The following is a 25,025-nucleotide window of genomic DNA, read 5'->3' as shown; positions in this document are numbered from 1 at the left end:
TTGTTATGAGTTTACAAGATAAATACAGAGAACTGACCAATTTAGCCGGCGATTTACAAATAGCCAATTTACAGGTTAGAGAACAAGATAATGTGCTGTATATTGACGGTACAGCAAAATCTGCAGCAGATAAAGAAAAACTTTGGAATGCTTATGGAGAAATTGATCCGGATTATCGTTCTGGAGATGTAGTAATGAATATTGAAGTAGAAGAACATGTTTCGAGAGAATATACAGTTGAAGCTGGTGATTCTCTTTCTAAAATAGGAAAAGCATATGGAGTTTCCTGGCAGGATATTTTTGAAGCCAATAGAGACGTTATTTCAAACCCCGATTTGATTCAGCCAGGCTGGAAGTTGAAAATACCAACAGTATAAAAGTTTTTAAAAGTCCAATCTTAATTGATTTGGACTTTTTTATTTTAATTAGAAAAGTATTAACCCGATAAAGTTTTTTGATGTTACCAATTTTTGGTAATTTTACATTCTTAAAAAATAATTATGGGACGAAATACTTCAATATCACTGGGAAATCATTTCGAAAACTTTATTGAGAATAGTCTTTCTGAAGGAAGATATAAAAATGCTAGCGAAGTTGTGAGAGCAGGATTACGTCTTTTAGAAGAAGAAGAAAATAAATTGTTAGTATTAAAAAAAGCAGTTCAGGATGGAATAGAAAGCGGGCGTGCTGAAAATTTTGATCCTAAAAAACATCTTGAAAGTTTAAAAGCAAAGAAAAAAAATGGCTAAATATCATTTGACAAATAAAGCTGTCGAAGATTTAGCTGTTATTTGGAATTATACTTTTGATGAATGGTCAGAAAATCAGGCCGATAAATATTATCTTTTACTTTTAGACTCTTGTCAGGAAGCTGCGGAGAATCCCAGTCTTGGAAAGAAATATGATATTGTAACAGAGAAATTACTAGGTTATAAGTCTAATGAGCATATTCTTTTTTATCAGATTATTTCAGAAAATGAAATTGAAATAGTTAGAATACTTCACGGAAAAATGGATTTGAAAAGTAAATTTTAATTTTATCATTTCGACGAAAATAGTCTTATTCTCTCGTCGAAATGATAAAACTAAACACAGAGTATTAACTATCTTCCTCTAATACTCAAATCAAATAAAAATTGAGCAGTTTCCTGATCTGAATCTGCAGAAAACCCCGCAACATAAACGCCCTTTTTTCCGCTGCTGGACTTAATTCCGTATACAACTGCCTCATCTGCCGGGTCTGATTCCCCTTCGTATCGATACACATGAACAATTTCGAATTTTTCAGGATTTTTTTTAATCAAATCAGCATTTCGATTAAAATCGCATGTAAATCCTTTTTCATTCAATTGATCTAAAGCCTTTGAGACAGTTGCGTAATGATACATTCTTTTCATGATAACTGAATTTAAAATTATAGATTTTTAAAGATAACTATTTTAAAATTAAAAAGTTATGATAAAACTCATAAAATCTGAAATTTAAAATCAATATAGTTAGGTGATAAAATTGTACTTTTGCCGCGCAGACCGCCTTATCGCCGTTCCAATTTATTGGGAGGGAGGAAAGTCCGGACACCACAGAGAAGCATAGCGGGTAACGCCCGTCGGTCCCGATTTTAATCGGGATTAGGACAAGTGCAGCAGAAAGTATGTACAGGTAATGCTGTAGTGAAACCAGGTAAACTCTATGCGGTGAAATACCAAGTATATCAGCATTTAAGGGCTTCTCGTCCGTTGTTGAAGGGTAGGTAGCTTGAGTTCCGGAGTAATTCGGAATCTAGATAAATGATAAGGCCTTGATTTATCAGGGACAGAATCCGGCTTATAGGTCTGCATTTTTTATATATTTGTGAAACTATCTTAACCCTTTTTCATGAATATAAACACTCCAAACCCTTCATCAAAAGCCAGTAAAAGCATTTTTCATGCTATAATTACCAACCTTACTTTTTGGGTTTTGATTGCTATTCTTGCTGGTGTTTTACTAGGACATTTTTCGCCGGAAAATGGTGTGAAAATGGAAATTGTTGGAAAAAGGTTTGTTGATCTTATTAAGCTTTTTATTGGTCCTATTATTTTCCTTACCATCGTTTTGGGAATTTCAGGAATGGGAAATTTAAAAAAAGTAGGCCGAATTGGTGTAAAAGCCCTGGGTTATTTTGAAGTAGTTTCGACAGTTGCTTTAGCAATTGGTGTAGCTGTAGCTTATATATTTCAACCTGGAAAAATAGACAAATCAGGATTAAGTTTAGGAGATGCAAGCCAATATACAAATGGAAGCGCAAAAGATTTTTCGTGGCTTCAGTTTTTCTTTTCAAATTTTACACTTCAGGTTTTATTAGCAGCAATTGTCTGCGGAATTGCTTTGAATTTTTACCAAAAAAGAGAACAGACTATTTTGGTCTTAGAGCGATTTTCAAAATTTGTTTTTACGGGTTTAAAATATGTTATGTATCTCGCGCCAATTGGTGCTTTTGGCGGAATGGCCTATACAATTGGCAAGTTTGGATTAGCGACTTTAATTCCGCTTGGAAAATTAATGCTCTGCGTTTACCTTACAATGGCGCTTTTTGTATTTTTAATTTTGGGCAGTATTTTGAGATATTATAAAATAAATATTCTCTCGATTTTAAAATACATCAAAGAAGAACTTTTACTGGTTTTAGGAACTTCATCTTCTGAAGCTGCTTTGCCCAGTATTATGGTAAAACTAGAAAGAATGGGCTGTAGTAAATCAGTTGTTGGATTGGTAATTCCAACAGGATATTCATTTAATCTTGACGGAACTTCGATTTACTTATCAATGTCTGTAATATTCCTTGCACAATTATATGATGTGCATTTGAGTTTTTTCGAAATCCTGACTGTAATAGGTATTTTGATGATTACATCAAAAGGAGCCGCAGGAGTAACCGGAAGCGGCTTTATTGTTTTAGCGTCTACTTTAACAGCGTTGCATAAAATTCCTGTTGAAGGATTGGCTTTTTTACTGGGAGTTGATAAATTTATGAGTGAAGCCAGAGCCATTACAAACTTAATAGGAAATACTGTGGCAACCATTATAATTTCTAAAACAGAACGCGATTTTACGGAGCTGAATCTTGATCCGGTTTTGGAGTAGTTTTTTTTAGCTGCAAAGGTTCAAAGTTGCAAAGGTGCAAAGGTTCAAAGATATAAAAGAACAAAGCCATTAAAACTCTGCCCCTTTGTACCTTTGCACCTTTGTCCCTTATTTTTAAGATTCATCCTTTGTAGTTCGCACAAGGCTTATTCCTGATGTGAAAAAGACAATTCCCAGTATTCCGTAAATAATAAGCGATTTAATATCTCGTGTACCGCCGGCAGTATTTGCAAAAATAACGGCTGTATAAATAAGTCCTATAATTCCGAGGATGGTAAGTAATCCGCCGAAAAATCTTTTTAGGTTCATGATTTTGAATTTTAAAGTTATTCAAATGTATAATTGTTTTATTCTGAATGTATTATACAATTGATTTTAAAACTTATATCATTTTCACGATCCTTATTGTGTTTTTTCTATTTTAAATTCTAATCCAACATTTCGAACGCTTTCAATTTTGATTTTTGGATCTGAATTAAAATATTTTCTAAGTCTGCTGATAAAAACATCCATGCTTCGTCCGGAAAAATAATCGTCTTTTTTCCAAACCGACATTAAAATCTGATCTCTTTTTAATAACTGATTATGATTTAAATATAAATACTCAATGAGTGAAGCTTCTTTCTCTGTAAGCTGTTGAACGTGATTTTTAATATTAAGGGTTAAACGTTCGTTATCAAAAATATATGATCCTATTTCAATTACATTATTTCCCTCCAGACTTCTCTTTTGTTCGATTCTCTTTAAGATATTCTGCAGGCGCAGCACCAGTTCGTCAACTTCAAAAGGTTTTACAATATAATCGTCTGCGCCTAGTTTTAAGCCAATGATTTTATCTTCTTTTAACTTTCTGGCTGTCAAAAAAATAAAAGGAATTTCGGGATTGATTGTAATTGTTTTTTCGGCCAGTGAAAACCCGTCCAGTTTGGGCATCATTACATCGAAAACACAAATATCAAAAGTTTGATTTTTAAAATAATCTAAAGCAATTTCGCCATTTTCTGCCCATATAACTTCAAATTGATGCAGTTCTAAATATTGTTTTAAGATTGCTGCAAAATCAAAATCGTCTTCGGCTAAAAGTAATCTTTTCAAAATAAGGTAATTAAACTTTTAATAAAATAGTAAATCGGGCTCCTTTTCCCAGGTCGCTGATAACGTTAACAGAGCCCTGATGCGCTTTTACAATTTGCGCCACATAATACAGTCCCAAACCTAAACCTTTTGTATTATGAAGGTTGCCTTGTTCTACGCGATAAAATTTTTCAAAAAGAAGCGCTTGTTTATTTTTAGAAATTCCAATGCCGTCATCTTCAATACTAATAGAAAACTGATCCTCAATTTGTTTCGTTTTTATTGTAATAGTATTTGAACCATATTTTACAGCATTTTCCAAAACATTTAAAAGAGCCGTTGTTAAATGAAATTTATCTAAAACGAGATTTGTTTTTTGAGTTTCAAAATGCGTCTGAATATGTATTTTGGGATAACCGATTTTAAAATCATTTACAATAGTCTGCAGAAAAACTTCGGTTTCGATTTTCTCTTTTTGCAGTTCAATTTCATTTTCTGCCAATGAATTTGCCATAACCTGATCGATCAGGCTTTGAAGGCGGTTGTTTTGACGTGAAATGGTATTGACAATACTATTAAAACTTTCGTCATTGTCGCGAATGTTTTTCTGCTCCAGAATTTTAGTAGAAATTCCTAAAGTTGCCAAAGGCGTTTTGAGCTCATGTGTAATATTATTGATGAAATCGGTTTTTACATCGCTCACTTTTTTCTGCTTAATTAATGCTTTCAGCGCAATTACAAACAAAGTTATAAGCGTAAGAATCGACAGTAAAGACAAAACAAGAACAAAGGCCATTCGTCTTAAAATGATCATTTCCCAATCGATTACCGAAACGTACATCGAATCTTCTGTCAATAATTTATAATCCTGATTTTTAAAAGTTCCGTTTGTCGTGCCTACATAATTCCGAACCAAAAAGGCATGATTTAACGAAGCCAGATTTCCGTATAATTTGTTTTGGATAAAAGGCTTTTCAGAAAAAATAGTATCGGCCTTTTTTGTGTTTTGGTACAAAATGAATTTGTTAAGCACAATTGCAAAATCAATTTTAAAATTAGGCAGGTCTCTTTCAAATTTTCGTTGAATTTCTGCTGTTAATGCACTTCGGTATTCATTTTCTAAAATTCCGTTTTTAATGTCAGTTTTAGATTTTTTTCCCTGAAAATATTTCTCTGATAAATTGGTATAAAGTGTTTCTTTTCTCGAAACCAAAACCGAATCAATATCGCTGTAATTATTTGAAATCTGAGCAATTTCATTTTTGATCTGAGTATGAAACTGCGCCACTTTATAATCGTAAGTGGTTTTTACCAAATAGCATTGCACAGCAGACAGAACGACCAGCGCCGCAACTGAAAATGCTATTAATAAATTGATTCTTTGTTTCATATAGCCCACTGATTTTTACAGATTGAACGGGTTTACATATAATGTATTTTGTTTTATGTAGGTTCAAATCTATTTTTATTCTCTTGAAAAATTTCCATACCAATTCCAAACGTTGTATCGATTTGAACGCCCAGTTAGAGTTACGATTAATGCATCATCTTCATTCTTTACATTTCCTCGAATTGAGAAACCTGAAAAACCTGACTCAAATGAAGAAGGCTTAAAAATTGCTTCTAGTTCAAATCTTAAAGGAACAGAAAACTTATTGAAAATTATTCTGACTTCTCCTTTTACTTCTTCGTAGTTTTCTATTTGTTCATTAATGTTGTAAGCATCAAAGAGTGATTGTTTTTTAGATAATAGAAAAACAGTTAGACTAATAGATTTTTTAGCTTCCTGACCAATTTTTGTAGAAATTGGTTTAATGGATTTCTCTATAATTTCTAAGAAAATTTTTTCTACGTGACTCATATTAGTTATACTCATTCTCCATACTACTTTAAACTAAATTTTAAAAAATAAACCGGCGCAAACCTGTTTAATCTGTAAAATTCGCGGCCCATTTCTTAATTCAAAAATACTGCTTTTACAACACAAAACAGCCGTTAACGCCGCATTAACCTTCAATTAACCTACGCAGGGCTTTTTTAGAAGCATTTTTGCATCATTATAAAATCAAAAACTTTTAAAAATGAACCTTTACCTGCCCTTAAAACTTCTCCTTATACTTTTGCTTTTTTGTCTTTCATTTGCCGCTAAGGCTCAAAATGAAACGCCAAAAGATTCCATTTCAAATGAGCAGTTAAATGAAGTTGTCATCACCCAAAACAAAAAAACGTTTACCAATACAAACGGAAATATAAAAGTAGATGTTGCTAATTCGGTTTATAATTCAATTCCAAATACAGTCGATTTACTTTCAAAACTGCCAACCGTTCAGGTTAGTTCAGATAAAGAAAATATCACGGTGATTGGTAAAGGAAATCCGCTGATCTATATAGACAGCCAAAAAGCAGGCATAAACGATTTGAATGCGTTAGATCCTGCTGATATAAAAACAATTGAAATTATACAAAATCCATCTTCTAAATATGAAGCCGAAGGACGATCTGTAATTTTAATTACCAGAAAGTTTAGTAAAAAAGAGGGTTTTAAAACAGATATTTCTGAAACTGCTTCTTTCAAGAAAAATTTCAATAATTATTTAGGAATTAATTCAACTTTCAAGAAAAATAAATTTGAATGGAAAGCCAATTTTAATTACAATAGACTCAATCCGTGGGAAAGCCACAGTATTGATTATCAAATTCAAAACGCAGCTATTGCCTCTAAATATGATGTTTCGGCAGTCACAAAACGGAAACAATACAATTTTGGAGGCGGATTGTTTTATAAAATAAACGACGACGATTATTTCTCGTTTAATATCAATGCCAGACTTCGTGATGATACTTTTCCTATCAATACATTTACTTATAATAAAAATCAGGATCAGGAAAACAATGTTTTGACCCAGAGTGACAATTCGAGCAAAAAGAATTTTGTAAACTCGTTTCTTAATTATTCTAAGAAAATAAAAGCAATTAACACCCAGCTTTTTGCAGGATTTCAATATTCTAATTTTCAGCAGACTTTGCTGACGATGGTCGAAAATAATTATAATGAAATGGCATTTAATCTGGCTCAAAGCAGAAAACAAGACTTTAATGTTGATGTTTTTTCCGGAAGAATTGATCTGGAAAAAAAGTTTAAAAATGAAATGAACCTTGAATACGGCGGACTTTATTCAGCAGCAAAATCAAAATCAGATACTAATATTTTTGATTTTGAAAGAAATGAAAATACAACTTTATATTATGATTTTAAAGAACAGAATACAGCCGCTTATGCCCAGTTATCCGGAAAAATTAAAAAGATCAGCTTTTCTGCCGGATTAAGAGCCGAAAACACAAATGTTATCGGAAAATATAAAACAGATTTTTCACCTTTAATTGATAAAAATTATACAAACGTTTTCCCAAAAGTACAGTTTTCTATGGCAGTTGACAGTACAAAAAACATCAGCTTAAATTATGCTAAAAGTATTTCGAGGCCTAATTATTCGTCATTAAGTAATATTGCGACGTATATAAATCCGTATTTTATATATGCTGGAAATATTAATTTAGGACCTGCATTTGTTGATGAAATTTCGTCGACTTTTCAATACCATGACAAATCGGTAAAACTGAGTTTGTATCAGGTTAAAAACCCGGTTTACAATAGTTTTTTATTTGATAAAGAACGAAATATAATGACTTTTAAGGATATAAATTTTGATAAGGAAACGGGTTTAAATGTTGATTTTGAACTTCCTTTTGCGTATAAATTCTGGACAACAACTAATTCTGTTATTTTTATTTTGGAAAAAGTACAAGATCCCTCGGCAGACTTTTTAAAATCAAAACCGTATTTATATTATTATTCCAACAACGAATTCAAACTTCCAAAAGACTATACTTTTGTTTTAAGTTTTTGGGGGTTGACCAAACAATACAAAGGTGTTTTTGAAAGAAACCCAAGATTTGTAGTTGATATGGCTCTTTCGAAGAAATTTCTAAAAAAATGGAACTGCACTTTGAGCTGCAATAATGTATTTAAAAATGTAATTGAAACAGAAGAGTTTACAATTAATGATACGAGCTCAAAAGCACGCTATATAGTTGATGGGCATGAGGTTTCAATTTCGGTTAAATATTCTTTCGGAAAAATTAAAGAAAGCGGTTTTAAAGAAAAGAGTGTAAATGAAAATGAAAACAGAATAAGATAGAAACAAAAATTCCCGTGAATCTAACGGGAATTTTTTTATAATGGTTAACCTTCGTCTTCTTCTTCGGCAACTTTCAAAGGTAAATCGCCTTCAAGTTCTTCATCATCGTCTGTAGAATGCAGTTCGAAGAAACTAAAAAATGAACCTCCATAACTTTTCTGGAAAGAAAAATTACTTAAATGCTCCATTTTAGTATACTTTGAATGTTCGATAATCATCATGCCGTCTTCAGAAAGCAGTTCTTTTTCAAAAACAGTAAGAACGATTTTTTCAAAAGCTGCCTGATCTAATCCGTAAGGCGGATCGGCAAAAATAATATCGTATGAAGTTTTGCAGTTTTCCAGAAATTTATAAACATCGCTTTTTGTAGCCGCAATGTCAAAATCGTATTCTGATGAAACTTGTTTAATGAATTTTACGCATCCAAAATCGCCATCGATAGAGGTAATAGGAGCGCTCCCGCGTGAAGCGAATTCATAACTTATATTACCGGTTCCCGAAAATAGATCTAAAACCTTTAAGCCGTCAAAACTAAAATGATTATTCAAAACATTAAACAATGCTTCTTTACTCATATCAGTCGTGGGTCTTACAGGAAGGTTTTTTGGTGGAAAAATCCGGCGCCCTTTGTATTTTCCTGAAATGATTCTCATGATTGAAATAAGATATAATGTTTTTGATTCTGAGCAGTTGTATAGTTGTTTCTTTCTTTTAAAGTGCTTACATCAAGAAAAGAAATATTACGAATGTATTTATAAGCAATCGCGTAAAATGGATCGTTTTGCTGTATTGTTCCCAGTAATTCCAGTTGAAAAATCTCAGGATTTAAATTTAACTGCTCGGCAGTAAAAAGAACATAATAAATAAAATCTTCAGGAGTTTGGTATTCAAACGAGTTGAATAACAATAACTTTTGATTTTGCACTACGATAATTTCAAAATGATTTGGATTGAAATTTACGACCATTTTTTTCTCGTCGTTGTTTTTTGAAGCTTCGAGAATTTTCTCAACCAAAATACTGTTTACGTGTTTGTAATCAAACGAGCCGACATTGTCAATTAAAAAGTTATTTATGTTGATGTACGGAATGTAAACAGAATGCATTTCGTAATTTAAAATCTGATCGTAAGTAAAAAAATCAGTGTCAAATACTTTTGTGGTGTATTGCAGATAACTTCCTAAATAATCTTCATCAAATAAAGCACTAGGCACAAAAGTCGAAAGGTTATTGTTATGAATAACTAAAATATCATCATACGTTTCTTTTAATTCCGGATGGTTTTTAAAAGCCGAAGCATACAAATCTTCAATTTTATTTTGCTTTTGAGTATCAAAAAGTACTTCATTAAAAGCTATAATTGTATTGTTTAAAGTATCAAAACAGCAAAATGAAAATCCGTTCAGTGAAACCTGAATCGAAAGTTTTTTATAATTTTTTGATGTGATATTTTTATTGTGTATTGACATAATTGATTTACAATTTGTTACCTTTTTCGTTTCAGAAATGAAATTTAAGGTGACCGCAAACTTACAAATAAAATAAATAACAATGTCAATTTCACTTTCAATGACAATTGTATCAATTAAATGCAATTTAAAAAATTAATGTTATAATAAAGTTAGTAAAATATTATTATTGTGCTTATTACCAATTGTATAGATTGGTTTTGATTTAAGAATTTGGTTTTTTATTCTGATATTGAATTTAACAATTGCATTTTAGTTTAAGTTCTAATTGATTTTTGCAATTGGTATTGCGATTAAAAAGAACGAACTTTGTGTTTCAAATTTACCTTATGAATTCATCCGCATTTTACGGCGTTTTGCAAAGAAGATTTCCTTTTGCACCAACTTACAAACAGGATATTTTTTTTCAAAAAATTGCTATTTTTCTAACAGAACCGGCTAACGACACAATTTTTGTGCTGAAAGGATATGCCGGAACAGGAAAAACAACCGTGATTTCGACGATTGTAAATAATCTGGGTGATATTAATAAAAAGTTTGTCCTATTGGCACCAACAGGACGCGCGGCAAAAGTAATTGCCAATTATTCGAATACGGCTGCTTTTACAATTCATAAAAAAATATATTTTCCCAAAAAATCATCGGGTGGCGGCGTGGCTTTTACCAGACAAGTCAACAAACATAAAAACACCATTTTTATAGTCGATGAGGCTTCGATGATTTCAGATAGTACTTTAGACAGCGGTTCACTTCTGGATGATTTGATCTCATACGTGTATTCTGGAAACAACTGTAAAATGATTCTTTTGGGAGATACGGCGCAGCTTCCGCCGGTAAATTTAGATATCAGTCCGGCCTTAGATACACATACTTTGGGAGTTCATTATGACAAAGAAATCGAACATATCGAACTTGATGAAGTTATGCGTCAGGAAGAAAGTTCCGGAATTTTATTTAACGCAACTGAATTAAGGGAATTATTAAAAGAAAGTTTTATTGCTGAATTCAGATTCAATGTCAAAAAGTTCAAAGATATCGTTCGGTTAACGGATGGTTATGATATTCAGGATGCCATAAATACAGCCTATAGCAATTATAGTATTGAAGATACGGCTTTTATTGTTCGTTCTAATAAAAGAGCAAACCAGTACAATGAACAAATCAGAACCCGAATTTTGTTTAAAGAAAGCGAACTTTCTGTTGGTGATTTTTTGATGGTTGTAAAGAACAATTATTTCTGGCTTAAAGAAACTGATGAAGCCGGATTTATTGCAAATGGTGATATCATTGAAGTTTTAGAATTATTTGGAATCAAAGAACTGTACGGATTTACTTTTGCGAAAGTAAAAATCAGAATGGTTGATTATCCTGATCAAAAACCTTTTGAAACGGTTTTAATTTTAGATACGATAAAAAGTGAATCTCCATCGTTGACATACGAAGAATCAAATCGCCTATATGAAGAAGTGATGAAAGATTATGAAGATGAGTCAACAAAGTACAAAAGATTTCAAAAGGTTAAGGAAAATGAATATTTTAATGGTTTACAGGTAAAGTTTTCATACGCGATAACGTGTCATAAATCGCAGGGAGGGCAGTGGAATACAGTTTTTATAGAACAGCCGTATCTGCCAAACGGAATTGACCACGATTATATTCGATGGCTCTACACGGCCATGACTCGTGCCAAAAACAAATTGTATTTGATTGGTTTTAAAGACGAAAGTTTTGAAGAATAAAAACACAAATTTCACAGATTTGCACGAATTTTTTAAGATATAGATAAGTGTAAATCTGTGAAAATTGTGTCGTAATATCCAGAGGATTTATTTTCCTTTTTGCAGATTATAAGCATATATAAAACCGTCACCACTTCCAAAGTAAATTGTGTTGCTGTTTACAAAAGGTGAGGAAACAATTGGTCCTAATCTATAAAATTGATCCATTACTTTTTTGTTATTATCATAAAATGTCAAATCTTCATTTTGGGCTGTATATCCAAAATCTAAAAGATCATTTTTAAGAGTTGCAGATGCAAATTGTTTTCTGTTTTCAGTACTTACAGAATTAAATTCTTTTCCGTTTGAAAGTAAGTTTAAAGCAAAGAAATTCCCTGTAAAATCTCCAAAATAAATCGTGTTTCCAGCAATTGCAGGCGAAGAATAAACATAACCGTTTGTTTTAAGACGGTATTTTTCTTTTCCGGTTTTTAGGTCCAAAGCTAATAAAGCATAAGTGTCAGAAGTTCCCACATAAACGGTGTTGTCTTTAACGACAGCAGAACTCAAAATCCAGGAATTCTCGGCATCGTATTTCCAGATTAGTTTTCCTGTTTCAGAGTCCAGAGCAAAAAAATGAGGATCACGCGCTCCAAAAAGCACTTTTCCATCACTAACAGCGACAGAAGATTGAATTCCTTTAAAACCTGTTTGAGTTCCCAATGCAAAGTGCCAGATTTCTTTTCCGGTTTCTGCATTCAAAGCATATAAAACGGCATCCCAGCCGCCAATGTAAATTTTGTTTTTATCAATTACAGGAGTTCCATGAACAGGACCATCTGTTTTAAATTTCCATATTTGATTTCCGGTTTTGGCATCAACAGCATAAAAATTTCCGTCACTGCTGCCAAATAAAACTATAGCCGTTTTTCCGTTTTGGTACACAACGGGAGATGATAAATAGAAACTCCATAAATCTTCCATATATTGATTTGCTGGTTTAAAACCCCACATTCCAATTTCGCCCAGCCAGTGTTCGCCTCCGGTTTTGAACTTCCAGATTTCTTTTCCGGTTTGAGAATTTACAGCGTAATAAAAGCCATCAAAACTGCCAAAATAAATTGTATTTCCGGATATACTCGGCGAACTGTGAATTGCCCCGTTGGTTTTAAATTTCCAGTTTTCTTTTCCTGATTTTTCATCAACAGCATATAGGAAACCATCTTCACTGCCAATGTAAACTGTATTATTTTGAGAAATAGGAGAAGAAAAGATTTTGCCTTCGGTTTTAAATTTCCATTTTAAATCGCCTAAAGGCTGGTATTCTTTTCCATTAAAAACCCGATCTGAAAATGCATTGATTGTTTTAGATTTATTTTGGCCTAAAACTGAATTATTAAAAATAAAAAACAATAAAAGCGGTATCAAAAACTGTGGTTTTTTCATGATGTTTTTTTTCTCATAAATATAATATCTTTTTTAAAATACTGCCATTCAGTTTTATAACGATCTGTTTCGATTATGTTTTTTATCTAAGTTTTGAATACTTACATTTGTTTTGCTAAAATAGATTTAAAATGAAAATAATAGCGGTAATACCGGCACGATATGCCTCAACACGATTTCCTGCAAAATTGATGCAGGATTTGGGAGGTAAAACAGTAATTCTAAGAACGTATGAAGCTGCAGTTTCAACAAAATTATTTGATGATGTTTTTGTTGTAACCGATTCTGATTTGATTTTTGATGAAATTGTTTCTAATGGTGGAAAAGCCATTATGAGCATCAAAGAACACGAATCTGGAAGTGATCGAATTGCAGAGGCTGTTGCAAATCTTGATGTTGATATTGTGGTAAATGTACAAGGAGACGAGCCTTTTACAGAAGCGGGGCCTTTAGAACAGGTTTTATCTGTTTTTAAAAATGATCCAGATAAAAAGATTGATTTGGCTTCATTAATGCGTGAAATTACAAACGAAGACGAAATCAACAATCCAAATAATGTGAAGGTTGTGGTAGATCAATCGCAGTTTGCGTTGTATTTTTCAAGATCAGTAATTCCGTATCCAAGAGAGAAAGATGCCGGAGTTCGTTATTTTCAGCATATCGGAATTTACGCTTTTAGGAAACAGGCTTTGTTAGACTTTTACAGTCTTCCAATGAAATCTTTAGAAGCTTCAGAGAAATTAGAACAGCTGCGTTATTTAGAGTTTGGAAAACGTATTAAAATGGTTGAAACAACTCATGTTGGAATTGGAATTGATACTGCTGAGGATTTAGAAAGAGCCAGAGCGATGCTTAGAGATATTTAACTCGTTATTGCGAGGAACGAAGCAATCTCACGACGTTTATCCTGTTAGTGTGATTGCTTGGTTCCTCGCAATGACCTTGACTTTGTATGATAAAAAAAGCTCCAAAATTTTGGAGCTTTTTTTATTATTTAAAACAGTTTAAATTACTGGTATAAATTTGGAAATTTAGAAGGATTAACTTCGTTCATCATGCTGTATACTTTCTCAAAAATATCTTCGGCAGAAGGTTTAGAGAAATAATCGCCGTCAGTTCCATAAGCAGGTCTGTGGGCTTTTGCAGCAAGAGTCTGCGGTTTGCTGTCAAGATATTTGTAAGCATCTTGTTCTTCTAAAATCTGTTGTAATATGTATGCTGAAGCACCGCCCGGAACATCTTCGTCGATTACTAAAAGACGATTTGTTTTTGCGATACTTTTTACAATATCTTTATTAACGTCAAACGGAAGTAAAGACTGAATATCAATAATTTCACAGTCAATTCCTAAATCTAATAACTCTGTTGCTGCCTGTTGAACGAGTCTTAAAGTCGATCCGTAAGAAACTAAAGTAATATCTGCACCTTCTTTTAAAGTTTCAACCACACCAATCGGCGTTTTGAATTCACCAAAATTTAAAGGTGTTTTTTCTTTTAAACGGTAACCATTTAAACATTCAATTACTAAAGCAGGTTCATCACACTCTAAAAGAGTATTGTAAAATCCTGCTGCTTGTGTCATATCTCTAGGAACCAAAACGTGAATTCCTCGGATAGCGTTTATAATCATTCCCATTGGAGAACCAGAATGCCAGATACCTTCTAAACGGTGTCCGCGGGTTCTGATAATTAATGGTGCTTTTTGTTTTCCAACTGTTCTGTATTGTAAAGTAGCCAAATCATCACTCATGATTTGAATCGCGTACAATAAATAATCTAAATACTGGATTTCAGCAATTGGACGCAGACCTCTCAAAGCCATTCCAATTCCCTGACCAATAATGGTTGCTTCACGAATTCCGACATCGGCAACACGAAGTTCTCCGTATTTTTCCTGCATGCCTTCAAGTCCTTGATTTACGTCGCCAATGTTTCCAACATCTTCACCAAAAATCAATAATTCAGGATATTTATTGAATAAAGCATCAAAGTTATCACGAATTACCATTCTTCCGTCTAAATCCGGTTTTGCATTTTCAGCATATTTAGGAAGCACTTTTTGTACAGAAAATACATTTTGTGCTGATTCTGAATGCAGGTTGCTGCTGAATTTTTCCTGAGTTGCTTCAATAAAATTCGTAATCCAGTTTGACAGAATAACTTTGCTGTTTGGAACTTCTATAAAGCGAAGAATTTTACGGGCATAAACCAGTAATTCTTTCTTTAAAGGCGCTTTAATGGCTTTTAATTCTGAAATATATTTTCTAATTCTTTCTTTATGGTTGATGCTGGCTTCAGCAATCTGCTCCAATAAATCTAAAAGATTATTTTGTTCTTCTATAATTGGATTAATAAAATCGTTCCAGGCTTCTTTTTTAGCTTCAAGAACTTCTTTTTTCAATTCAGCATCAAGTTCTGCTAATTCTTCCGGAGAGGCAATATTGATGGCAATCATCCATAAACGCATTTGACGGATACAATCAAAATCTCTTTCCCAGGCAAGTCTTTCAGCACTTTTGTAACGTTCGTGAGAACCAGAAGTAGAGTGGCCCTGCGGCTGTGTCAATTCGTTTACGTGAATTAAAATTGGAATATGTTCTTCGCGTGCAACGGCGCCGGCTCTTTCGTAAGTCGAAACCAACTCGGCATAATCCCATCCTTTTACTCTAAAGATTTCATATCCTTTAGAATCTTCATCACGCTGATAACCTTTAAGTATTTCAGAAATATTTTCTTTTGTTGTCTGGTGTTTTGCATGAACCGAAATTCCGTATTCATCATCCCAAACGCTCATTACCATCGGAACTTGTAAAACTCCGGCAGCATTTATAGTTTCAAAAAATAAACCTTCAGAAGTACTTGCATTTCCTATTGTTCCCCACGCAACTTCATTTCCGTTTACAGTAAATTTGTCTTTGATTTTTATTCCGTCAACATTTCTGTAAATCTTTGATGCCTGAGCTAATCCCAATAATCTTGGCATTTGTCCTGCAGTAGGTGATATATCTGAACTTGAATTTTTTTGTTTTGTTAAATCTTTCCAGGATCCGTCTTCATTTAAACTGTGCGTTACAAAGTGTCCGCCCATTTGCCTTCCGGCAGACATTGGATCATAATTTAAATCGGTGTGGCCGTATAAACCTGCAAAAAATTGTTTTGCGTTTAATTCGCCAATCGCCATCATAAAAGTTTGATCACGATAATATCCAGAACGAAAATCCCCATCTTTAAAGGCTTTTGCCATAGCAAGCTGCGGCACTTCTTTTCCGTCTCCAAAAATCCCGAATTTAGCTTTTCCTGTTAATACCTCTTTACGGCCTAATAAGCTGCATTCACGGCTTGTTACGGCAATTCTGTAATCATTCAGGACCTCAGTTCTGAAATCTTCAAAGGTTAAAGTAGTATTGCTTTTTTCTGTTATCATAATCTTGTAGGGGTCATGTTGAGTCTGCGAAATTACTTAAAAACAATCAATAATCATAATTCTTTAAAATAAATATAATTCAATTATTTGTATTTAAAACCAAAAAACTATGTATTTTATTTGTGTTATTTTCATTGTTTTTGTTCTTTTTCTGATAATTATTTATGTTTTTGATTAAAATTTATTCAATTAAAACCATTTTCGAGTGAAAAGAGTGACTAATGTTTTAGGAGAAAAAGTTATCACAAATCTAATTTTTTCGTTGTATTTATTTTGTGATATTTCCCATCCGTTATTTGAGTAAACTGGAAAATAAAGCTCAAAATAATCAGGAACAAGGTTTAAGCGTATGCCGCTGTCGTAAGCGAAGTACTCTTTTTGATGTTTATTTTTTAAAAAACCAGCATCGCCATAAACCTCAATCCAGTTCCATAGTGCGTAACTGGCATTTACAGTCGCCATCCATTGGTTTGCAAATGCAGGATTCAGTTTAGATTTAAAACCTCCTTCGGCAATTACATACTGCTGGCTGAAAATACCTGTAGTTTCTGATCTTCCCAGAATATTGTAATCAAACAAATAATCAGTCGGCTTGTCTAAACCAAAACTAAAATAATCTGAATTTGTTGTGTTGTAAATAAAACTTCCGGCAAATACTCTCAGGTTTAACTTTCGGTTGTTTTCAAATAATCTTCTGTATTCTACTTCAGCGGAGGCTTTTCCAAAACCGCTTGAAAACTGAACATCGGTCATAAAATTAAAATGATCGACCAATTCTGTTTTAGTATTGGCATACCGCGCATTAAAAATTGAATAATTTGGTTTTGAATTGTCTGTAATAAATTCGCTGGCTTCACGATTTACAATTACCTGACGAAACATAATAAGCTGTTTCCTGTTGTCTCTAAAATTCTCCTCACGAATTCGAAATTGCACCATAGGATTCAGTCTCAAATAAGTAGCATCCGGTGCATAATGAAAATAGTTCTGGCTTAGAGAATATCTTACATTATATAAAGTACTGTTTCGGTAATACTGACTCCAAGCAAAAGCAGATGAACCAGATAATGTCCCGGCTTTTAAAGAATAAGCAGGATTAATATCAAACGTAAACGGTTTATCTAAAATCGTTTTATTATGAAAACGTACTCCGGGCGTAAAACCATCGTAGTAATTATAGGTCAGGGTTGGTATATATAAAATCTGATTGTAATAAGGATCTTCTAAATCTTTTGCAAAATTAAATTTGATTGGGCGATTTGTGATTGCCAGACTTTTTAATGATTTCCAGTTGTTTCTTTGATTGAATTCTGGAACTTCGTTATCGTAATTGATAACTAATTTATCAGCATTTTTTCGGCTGAACTGGTAAACAGAATCTGGTTGTTTCGGTTCAATCCATTCTTTAAAAACAATTTTATTTTTTTTAAGGCCGTAAACCGGAATAGGCGCATAAATGTCAGTTTTGCTTTTTATTGAAAACTGAACGCTGTCGGCAGTTCTCGATACGTTTGTAAATTTATAATCTATTATTTCTCTGGAATCGATTATGGTATTAAAAAACCAATCGAGATTTTTAGGGCTTTTTTTAATTAAGATTTTTTCAAAATCATAACGATTTGTCTGCTGTGATTTATTAAGATTATAAAATTCCTGAACACTTTCGGGAACAATATTATGGTTCAGGTAATCATCTAAATAGCTTAAACTTAAACCAGCGCGGTATTTGCTCGCAATTTGCTCATTAAATTTTATTAAAGTGTTTTTTGGATCGCCAAGCGGCTGATCCAGATTTTTACGTGCCATAAGCATGTAATAATAGCTGTATTGCTCGTTAAAAGTCAAATTGGTGATATTGTAACTTTTAAAAAGTTTCATTCTCGAGAGTCTGCCCAGCATTTTTTCATCCAGATGATATTCTTCCATGTATTTCATCATGGCATAGATCTGGATTCCGTCATAAACCCAATTGTCTTTTCGTGGGTCAAGGCGGAGGGAGTTTTTTAGATAATTGTTGAGATAGGTTTTGAAAAAAGTAATTTCAAACATAAACTCATCTGAAAACGGACTAATTATAGAAGGAAGCTGATTTAGTCCATAAAAAGGATTTCGTTCATAATCTGCCTGCGAAACCGTGATTTTTTTATGCGGATATTTTCCAATAAATTCATTTGCAAACGCAGCGACGCGATTAATTACAATTGCTTTTTGAATCTCGGTTATTTTCTTGTTTTTCAAGTCAGTTAAAACCTCAATTGTCCCATTGTTATAACTTCTAAAATTGTTTTGTTTTTCAATAAACAGGTTAAAATCAGTTCTGTTACTTCCTGCAAACGAATAGGTGCTGTAAGCAGCATTAGTACTGTCTTTTGAAACCGAATTTAAATCGGTTATAATAGAGTAATTGTTTGGTACTTTTATTTCAAGTTTATAATCAGCTTCGGCATTTGCAATATCATCAAGATTAAAGTTGTTGTATTTTACAAAATCATGATTTTCAAAGCGGGCAGGGGTCAGGAACCAGTTTTTTAAGTTCATCCCGTTTTGGTCAAATCCATAATGGGTGAATTTATCACTTGGAATTTTTGAAATGTAGGTAATATGCAGATCAATTTGTTCGCCAGGGAGAAGTTTTTTATTCAGCCGTATAACGATAAAATCCGGATTTTTCTCTGTTCTTTCCCATTCAAGAGCCGTAAAGTTTGAATCGGTCAGATTTAAAATTGTGGTGTTTCCTTTTTCTACAGTTTTTGCCAAATGAAAACCGCGATAAAATTCATCAGAAAAACGTTTTGCTAAAGGTGTATTTCTATCTGAAAAAGCATTGTTCCAGTCGTTTAAAACAATTGAAACCAAAGTATCATTTGAAGTATTTAAATAGGTAATATCCTGTTTTACGTTTAGTGTTTTGAGTTCAAGATTAACCGCCACTTCCATCTTAGACTGATGTTGTGCATATTGCTTTATCGAATTCAATAAAGCAAAAATTATGATTATAATTTTATAGAATGATTTCAAGAATTGGCTTAAAAATTATAGATATACCTTAAGTTACGTGTGTAAAGCTGTTTTGGTTTTTTGTAAAAATAGCATAAAAAAAGCTGTTAAAAAAAACAGCTTTCATTTTTATATAGTAATTGGTGCAAATTTAACCTTGTAGGGTTAAGAAGTGCAGATTTTTTTAAGAATACTTAAACTTACAGAATATATTTATCTTTGTAAGATTAAAAAGATATTTTAGAAATTCGGACTCAAATCGTATTTCTTGTAGAATTTATCTAAAACATCAACTACTTCATCTTCAGTATCTACAATCTTGAATAAGTTTAAATCTTCCGAGCTTACAGTATGCATTTTTTCTACCAAAACTGTTTTTACCCATTCGATTAAACCAGACCAAAATTCTACACCAACTAATATAATTGGGAATTTTCCAATTTTTTTGGTTTGAATTAAAGTGATAGCTTCGAACATTTCGTCTAATGTTCCAAAACCTCCCGGCATAACCACAAAACCTTGTGAATACTTTACGAACATTACTTTTCTCACAAAGAAATAATCGAAATTCAGGTTTTTATCGTGATCAATATAAGGGTTAAAGTGCTGCTCAAAAGGCAGTTCGATGTTTAAACCAACAGACGTTCCGCCTCCCATATGTGCACCTTTATTTCCAGCTTCCATAATTCCCGGGCCTCCTCCCGTAATTACGCCATAACCGGCTTTACTGATTTTATAAGCAATTTTTTCTGCCAATAAATAATATTTGTCGTCTGGTTTTGTTCTCGCAGATCCAAAAATAGATACACAAGGACCAATACGCCCCATGCTTTCGTAACCGTTTACAAACTCAGACATAATTTTAAAAATCGCCCAGCTGTCATTGGTTCTAATTTCATTCCAGGTTTTTTGTTTTAAACTGTCCTGGATTACTTTGTCCTCATCATTATCAAAATCTTCTAATCTCATTTTAGGTATTTTAATTATTTATATTTTTATTTAAGCTGTCATTATTATAATAGTTAAAGAAGGAGCTTAGTCCTGCTGTTTACTATATTTCCAATTTAGAAAAACTACGGCTGAAAAGCCTTTTTTGTAAATCGGGAAATGCCGTTCCCATCAGAGCTAGGGCATTTGGTTTCAAACAAACAATTGGTTTATCTAAAAAAAAACTCTTCTTAAAAAATTGAATTTTTTTAAAAAAGCGGATACTAAATTAACTCTTTTTTCTAGAATTGTTACAAAAAAGAAAATTTATAATCTAAAAGTAATGTTGAGATAATGTTAGATTATAGTTTTTTGATTCATTGTCAGATGATTACAATGAATGTGGTGTTTGATAATAAATTAGAGTTTGTGGTTAATATATGTCGTTCCTACGGAACTCAATTGTGTGACGTTTCAAAATCATCAAAGGATTAAAATCCGTTGCTACAATATGCATCATTCCTATGGAACTTTTTATTGGTACGTATCAATATTTTGAAAAGATTAAAAACCGTTGCTATTGATCTGTCGTTTCTATAGATTTTTTTGAGAATCAATTCATAAAGAGCCTTTGGCTCGACTCATTTTGTAGCGACGGATTTTAATCCGTCAAAAAAAGATACGATGCACGCGAATAGATCCATAGGATCGGTATATATTACTGGGATGGATTTTAATCCACCCCATATAAAAATTTGGTTATTCCAATTCCTTTTTCAAAAACTTAGCCGTATAGCTTTTTTTATTTTTGGCTACTTCTTCCGGTGTTCCTTTGGCAATTAATTGTCCGCCTCCTTTTCCGCCTTCAGGTCCAATATCGATAATATAATCCGCAAGTTTAATAACGTCCATATTGTGCTCAATAACCAGAATTGTATTTCCTTTATCTACTAATTTATTGATTACGTCCATTAAAACGCGAATATCTTCAAAGTGTAATCCGGTTGTAGGTTCGTCCAGAATATAAAACGTATTTCCGGTATCTTTTTTAGACAATTCTCCTGCTAGTTTAATACGTTGTGCTTCACCACCAGAAAGCGTTGTACTTTGTTGTCCTAGTGTAATATATCCTAAACCAACATCCTGAATTGTTTTTACTTTTCTGTAAATCTTCGGAATATTTTCAAAAAACGGAACCGCCTCGTCAACCGTCATATCCAGAACATCCGAGATTGATTTTCCTTTGTATCGAATTTCAAGTGTTTCTCTGTTAAAACGTTTTCCCTGACACGTTTCGCATTCTACATAAACGTCTGGTAAAAAGTTCATTTCGATTGTTCTAACTCCAGAACCTTCGCAGGTTTCGCAGCGTCCGCCTTTTACGTTAAAACTGAAACGTCCGGCTTTGTAACCGCGAATCATACTTTCAGAAGTCATCGTGAACAAGTTTCTGATTTCTGTAAAAACTTCGGTATAAGTCGCTGGATTTGAACGCGGTGTTCTTCCAATCGGACTTTGGTCAATATCTATAACTTTATCTATATGTTCTAAACCTTCAATCTTTTTATAAGGCTGTGGTTTTTTTACGCCATTAAAGTAATAAGCGTTTAAAATAGGGTAGAGCGTTTCGTTGATCAAAGTTGATTTTCCGCTTCCTGAAACTCCCGTAACACAAATTAACTGACCTAAAGGTATTTCGATAGAAACATTTTTAAGGTTGTTTCCTGTTGCTCCGGTTAGTTTTAAGAATTTTCCATTTCCTTTACGGCGTTCTTTCGGAATCTCTAATTTCATTTTACCATTCAAATATTGAGCGGTAATAGTATCTGATTTTAAAGTTTCTGCAGGTGTTCCAATACTGATGATTTCTCCTCCGTATTTTCCGGCTTTTGGACCTATATCAATTACATAATCTGCGGTTTCGATCATGTCTTTGTCATGTTCTACCACAATAACCGAATTTCCAATATCACGTAATTGTTCAAGTGAATGAATTAGTTTTTCATTGTCTCTTTGGTGTAAACCAATACTTGGCTCATCTAAAATATAAAGCACACCAACTAATTGTGAACCAATTTGGGTTGCCAGACGAATACGCTGTGCTTCACCTCCTGAAAGCGATTTTGAACTTCGGCTTAAAGCCAGATAGTTTAAACCAACGTTCATTAAAAAGTTCAAACGGTCTTTAATTTCTTTAACAACTTCAGAGGCAATCAAAAGCTGTTTATCAGTTAGGTGGCTGTTTAAATCATGGAACCACGCAGTTAAGTCTGAAATATCCATATCACATAATTCAGTGATATTTTTTTCATTTACTCTAAAAAATAAAGCTTCTTTTTTAAGGCGTGAACCTTCGCAGACCGGACAAGGAATTTCGTCCATAAAATCTTTCGCCCAGCGCTTTATGCTGGTTGTTGCGCTTTCATCATATTGATTTTTGATGAAGTTTGAAATTCCTTCAAAATCAATTTTATAATCGCGGGTAACACCAAGATCTTTAGAACTTACAGTAAATTTATCTTTTCCGCCATGCAGAATCATGGTCATGGCTTCTTCCGGAATTTTCTCGATTGGATCTGTAATTTTAAACCCAAATTTCTCACCAATGGTTTCTAACTGTTTGAAAATCCATGATGATTTGTATTCGCCAAGCGGAGCCAAACCACCGCTTTTAATCGATAATTTCGGATTTGGAATTATTTTTTTAACATTGATTTCGTGTACAGTTCCTAATCCGTTACAATGCGGACACGCGCCTTTTGGCGAGTTGAAAGAAAATAAATTCGGTTCTGGATTTTGATACGAAATTCCGGTTGTTGGACACATCAAATTTCGGCTGAAATAACGAACTTCATTTGAATCCTGATCTAAAATCATCAACACGTTTTCACCGTGATGCATTGCGGTATTAATACTTTCTGCTAATCGTTTCTGATTATCCGGATTGTCTTCAATAACCATTCTGTCTACAACAATTTCAATGTCGTGTGTTTTATAACGATCCAGTTTCATTCCGGCTGTTAAATCCTGAACTTCTCCATTTACGCGGACTTTTAGAAATCCTTGTTTTGTAATTTGCTGGAATAATTCGGCATAATGACCTTTACGGGCCTTAATTACAGGTGCCAGTATATTAATTCGTTTTCCGTTATAATCCTGAATAATCAAATCTTTAATTTGTTCATCAGAATATGAAACCATTTTTTCGCCTGTGTTGTAACTGTAAGCGTCTGCACCACGGGCATATAAAAGTCTTAAGAAATCGTATATTTCAGTAATGGTTCCAACGGTTGAACGCGGACTTTTACTGGTAGTTTTTTGTTCTATGGCAATAACGGGAGAAAGTCCGTCGATTTTATCAACATCTGGACGTTCTAAACCGCCAAGGAATTGTCTGGCATAAGCCGAAAAAGTTTCAACATAACGACGCTGGCCTTCGGCATAAATAGTGTCAAATGCCAAAGATGATTTTCCCGAACCTGATAAACCGGTAATTACCACCAGTTTTTCACGCGGAATTGAAATATCGATATTTTTTAGATTATGAACTCTTGCGCCAAGAACTTCAATAGTGTTGTCTTTATCTAGCATAAAAATGAGCAAAACGCAAAGTTACCACTTTGATTTGTTCTTTTTGTACTCGAATGCAAAAGTTTATGTTACAATTAATAACAAATTAACGCTAGTTTAGAACTAGCGTTTTCTTTTTCTTGTGGCCATATATTCTTCAATGGCTTCTTTGGTTGTGTACCAGTTTCGGCCTTCTTTATAAGCATCTATTTTTCCTGTTCTGGCCAATAAACTAACATATTCCTGACCATATGGTGATTCTGGCTCGCTTACGATATTTTGTATAGGCTGATAATCGTAAGTGCTTCCGGGCATTGCATTTAAATAAATATTGAGTGTACGCTCAAGTGCCTGACACATCAAAAGCGTTAGTTTTTGGTAATTGCCATTATTGGCTTGATTTAATGCTTCGTAATACTTTTTTCTATCGTTTTTTAAAATAATAGCCGGAGGAAAACCACAACGCATTAATAATAAATTCATACTTAAACGAACTGTACGGCCGTTTCCATCAAAAAAAGGATGAATCCAGACTAATTTATGATGGTAAATTGTTGACAGCTCAATATCATTTAAACCTAATGGATTTGTATTGATAAAGTCAATTAATTCATCTAGATAATCTGAAACTTTATTAGCATTTGGAGGCATAAAATTCGCTCCTGAAATACGAACACCTCCGTTTCTAATGCGGCCAGCAAAATCATCTTCAATGGAACGTAAAACTAAACCATGAATAGTAAGAATATCAATACTTCTAAGTTTGTAATTATCATCAACAATTGAATATAAATAGTCAATTGCTTTGTCGTGATTATGGGTTTCAAAATGCTCTCGAAGTGATTTCCCTTTTATGGTAATTCCTTCCTGGATAACCATTTGGGTTTCACGTAAGCTCATTGTATTTCCTTCAATACTATTTGAATTGTAAGTCCATTCGAGAGATAAACTTTCGCGGATTTTATGTAAAGCAATATTAGGCAGTGGTCTGCTGGTTTGCAGTTCCTGTCTTTTTTGGTACAATCGATCAAAAGTTGATTGAAATTCGTCTCGGTATGTTAAGTCAATATTCCACATAA

General features: G+C 33.2%; 20 protein-coding genes and 1 other RNA gene. 8 read left to right on the top strand and 13 right to left on the bottom strand.

Going from position 1 to position 25,025, the window contains the following annotated elements; all coding sequences use genetic code 11:
* Positions 1 to 5: 5 nt before the first annotated feature.
* The 3 genes from FJOH_RS23385 (at position 6) to FJOH_RS23375 (ending at position 1,035) form a co-directional block, all read left to right on the top strand.
* Positions 6 to 377, top strand: a complete 372-nt coding sequence (locus FJOH_RS23385; protein ID WP_012026492.1) for a LysM peptidoglycan-binding domain-containing protein — start codon at positions 6 to 8, stop codon at positions 375 to 377.
* Between the two features lie 123 nt (positions 378 to 500).
* Positions 501 to 749, top strand: coding sequence for a type II toxin-antitoxin system ParD family antitoxin (locus FJOH_RS23380; RefSeq protein ID WP_012026491.1), 249 nt, complete (start codon positions 501 to 503; stop codon positions 747 to 749).
* Positions 742 to 1,035, top strand: coding sequence for a type II toxin-antitoxin system RelE/ParE family toxin (locus FJOH_RS23375; RefSeq protein ID WP_012026490.1), 294 nt, complete (start codon positions 742 to 744; stop codon positions 1,033 to 1,035). The genes FJOH_RS23380 and FJOH_RS23375 overlap by 8 nt, the downstream gene beginning before the upstream one ends.
* A 68-nt stretch (positions 1,036 to 1,103) precedes the next feature.
* On the opposite strand, the gene FJOH_RS23370 is transcribed toward FJOH_RS23375, so the two are convergent.
* Positions 1,104 to 1,397 carry an SH3 domain-containing protein gene (locus FJOH_RS23370; RefSeq protein ID WP_012026489.1) on the bottom strand — a complete coding sequence of 98 codons (294 nt, stop codon included), beginning with the start codon at positions 1,395 to 1,397 and terminating at the stop codon, positions 1,104 to 1,106.
* Positions 1,398 to 1,521: 124 nt separating this feature from the next.
* Between FJOH_RS23370 and rnpB the strand changes: the two genes are divergently transcribed.
* Positions 1,522 to 1,843: RNase P RNA component class A (gene rnpB, locus FJOH_RS26410), an RNA gene on the top strand.
* Positions 1,844 to 1,875: 32 nt separating this feature from the next.
* Positions 1,876 to 3,123: a cation:dicarboxylate symporter family transporter gene (locus FJOH_RS23365; protein WP_012026488.1), complete on the top strand. Its 1,248-nt coding sequence runs from the start codon at positions 1,876 to 1,878 to the stop codon at positions 3,121 to 3,123.
* Between the two features lie 114 nt (positions 3,124 to 3,237).
* Here FJOH_RS23365 and FJOH_RS23360 read toward each other — a convergent pair whose 3' ends face one another.
* The 4 genes from FJOH_RS23360 to FJOH_RS23345 form a co-directional block, all read right to left on the bottom strand.
* The gene (locus FJOH_RS23360; RefSeq protein ID WP_012026487.1) at positions 3,238 to 3,432 is read right to left on the bottom strand and encodes a hypothetical protein; all 195 of its coding nucleotides are present in this window, start codon (positions 3,430 to 3,432) and stop codon (positions 3,238 to 3,240) included.
* Between the two features lie 93 nt (positions 3,433 to 3,525).
* Positions 3,526 to 4,218 (bottom strand): response regulator transcription factor, encoded by a 693-nt coding sequence (locus FJOH_RS23355; protein WP_012026486.1) that lies wholly within the window; start codon positions 4,216 to 4,218, stop codon positions 3,526 to 3,528.
* A 10-nt stretch (positions 4,219 to 4,228) separates the two neighbouring features.
* The gene (locus FJOH_RS23350) at positions 4,229 to 5,587 is read right to left on the bottom strand and encodes a sensor histidine kinase (RefSeq protein WP_012026485.1); all 1,359 of its coding nucleotides are present in this window, start codon (positions 5,585 to 5,587) and stop codon (positions 4,229 to 4,231) included.
* 75 nt (positions 5,588 to 5,662) lie between these two features.
* Positions 5,663 to 6,073, bottom strand: coding sequence for a hypothetical protein (locus FJOH_RS23345; RefSeq protein ID WP_012026484.1), 411 nt, complete (start codon positions 6,071 to 6,073; stop codon positions 5,663 to 5,665).
* Positions 6,074 to 6,278: 205 nt separating this feature from the next.
* On the opposite strand from FJOH_RS23345, the gene FJOH_RS23340 reads away from it, so the two are divergent.
* Positions 6,279 to 8,396, top strand: a complete 2,118-nt coding sequence (locus FJOH_RS23340; RefSeq protein ID WP_012026483.1) for a TonB-dependent receptor domain-containing protein — start codon at positions 6,279 to 6,281, stop codon at positions 8,394 to 8,396.
* Positions 8,397 to 8,440: 44 nt separating this feature from the next.
* Here the strand turns inward: FJOH_RS23340 and FJOH_RS23335 are convergent, their stop codons facing one another.
* Together FJOH_RS23335 and FJOH_RS23330 are read right to left on the bottom strand one after the other, a co-directional pair.
* Positions 8,441 to 9,049 (bottom strand): RsmD family RNA methyltransferase, encoded by a 609-nt coding sequence (locus FJOH_RS23335; protein WP_012026482.1) that lies wholly within the window; start codon positions 9,047 to 9,049, stop codon positions 8,441 to 8,443.
* A complete protein-coding gene (locus tag FJOH_RS23330) occupies positions 9,046 to 9,864 on the bottom strand; it encodes a DUF3822 family protein (RefSeq protein WP_012026481.1) in 819 nt (272 codons plus the stop codon). The genes FJOH_RS23335 and FJOH_RS23330 overlap by 4 nt, the downstream gene beginning before the upstream one ends.
* A 329-nt stretch (positions 9,865 to 10,193) precedes the next feature.
* Here FJOH_RS23330 and FJOH_RS23325 point away from each other — a divergent pair, with 329 nt between their 5' ends.
* Complete coding sequence (locus tag FJOH_RS23325) at positions 10,194 to 11,603, top strand: ATP-dependent DNA helicase (RefSeq protein WP_012026480.1); 1,410 nt, start codon at positions 10,194 to 10,196, stop codon at positions 11,601 to 11,603.
* Between the two features lie 87 nt (positions 11,604 to 11,690).
* Here the strand turns inward: FJOH_RS23325 and FJOH_RS23320 are convergent, their stop codons facing one another.
* Entirely contained in the window at positions 11,691 to 13,028 is a 1,338-nt protein-coding gene (locus tag FJOH_RS23320) for an outer membrane protein assembly factor BamB family protein (RefSeq protein WP_012026479.1), read from the bottom strand.
* Between the two features lie 131 nt (positions 13,029 to 13,159).
* Here FJOH_RS23320 and kdsB point away from each other — a divergent pair, with 131 nt between their 5' ends.
* Positions 13,160 to 13,894 carry a 3-deoxy-manno-octulosonate cytidylyltransferase gene (gene kdsB / locus FJOH_RS23315; RefSeq protein ID WP_012026478.1) on the top strand — a complete coding sequence of 245 codons (735 nt, stop codon included), beginning with the start codon at positions 13,160 to 13,162 and terminating at the stop codon, positions 13,892 to 13,894.
* Positions 13,895 to 14,037: 143 nt separating this feature from the next.
* Here the strand turns inward: kdsB and FJOH_RS23310 are convergent, their stop codons facing one another.
* The 5 genes from FJOH_RS23310 to FJOH_RS23290 form a co-directional block, all read right to left on the bottom strand.
* Entirely contained in the window at positions 14,038 to 16,452 is a 2,415-nt protein-coding gene (locus FJOH_RS23310; RefSeq protein WP_012026477.1) for an alpha-ketoacid dehydrogenase subunit alpha/beta, read from the bottom strand.
* Positions 16,453 to 16,641: 189 nt separating this feature from the next.
* Entirely contained in the window at positions 16,642 to 19,389 is a 2,748-nt protein-coding gene (locus FJOH_RS23305) for a gluzincin family metallopeptidase (RefSeq protein WP_012026476.1), read from the bottom strand.
* A 300-nt stretch (positions 19,390 to 19,689) separates the two neighbouring features.
* Positions 19,690 to 20,418, bottom strand: a complete 729-nt coding sequence (locus tag FJOH_RS23300) for an LOG family protein (RefSeq protein WP_012026475.1) — start codon at positions 20,416 to 20,418, stop codon at positions 19,690 to 19,692.
* 717 nt (positions 20,419 to 21,135) lie between these two features.
* Entirely contained in the window at positions 21,136 to 23,967 is a 2,832-nt protein-coding gene (gene uvrA / locus FJOH_RS23295) for an excinuclease ABC subunit UvrA (RefSeq protein WP_012026474.1), read from the bottom strand.
* Positions 23,968 to 24,069: 102 nt separating this feature from the next.
* The gene (locus FJOH_RS23290) at positions 24,070 to 25,023 is read right to left on the bottom strand and encodes a Fic family protein (RefSeq protein WP_012026473.1); all 954 of its coding nucleotides are present in this window, start codon (positions 25,021 to 25,023) and stop codon (positions 24,070 to 24,072) included.
* Positions 25,024 to 25,025 lie beyond the last annotated feature (2 nt).

It is taken from the genome of Flavobacterium johnsoniae UW101 (genome assembly GCF_000016645.1).
Lineage (GTDB): Bacteria > Bacteroidota > Bacteroidia > Flavobacteriales > Flavobacteriaceae > Flavobacterium > Flavobacterium johnsoniae.
Note: the sequence above shows the minus strand (reverse complement) of the source record. Positions and strands in the feature narration are given on the sequence as shown.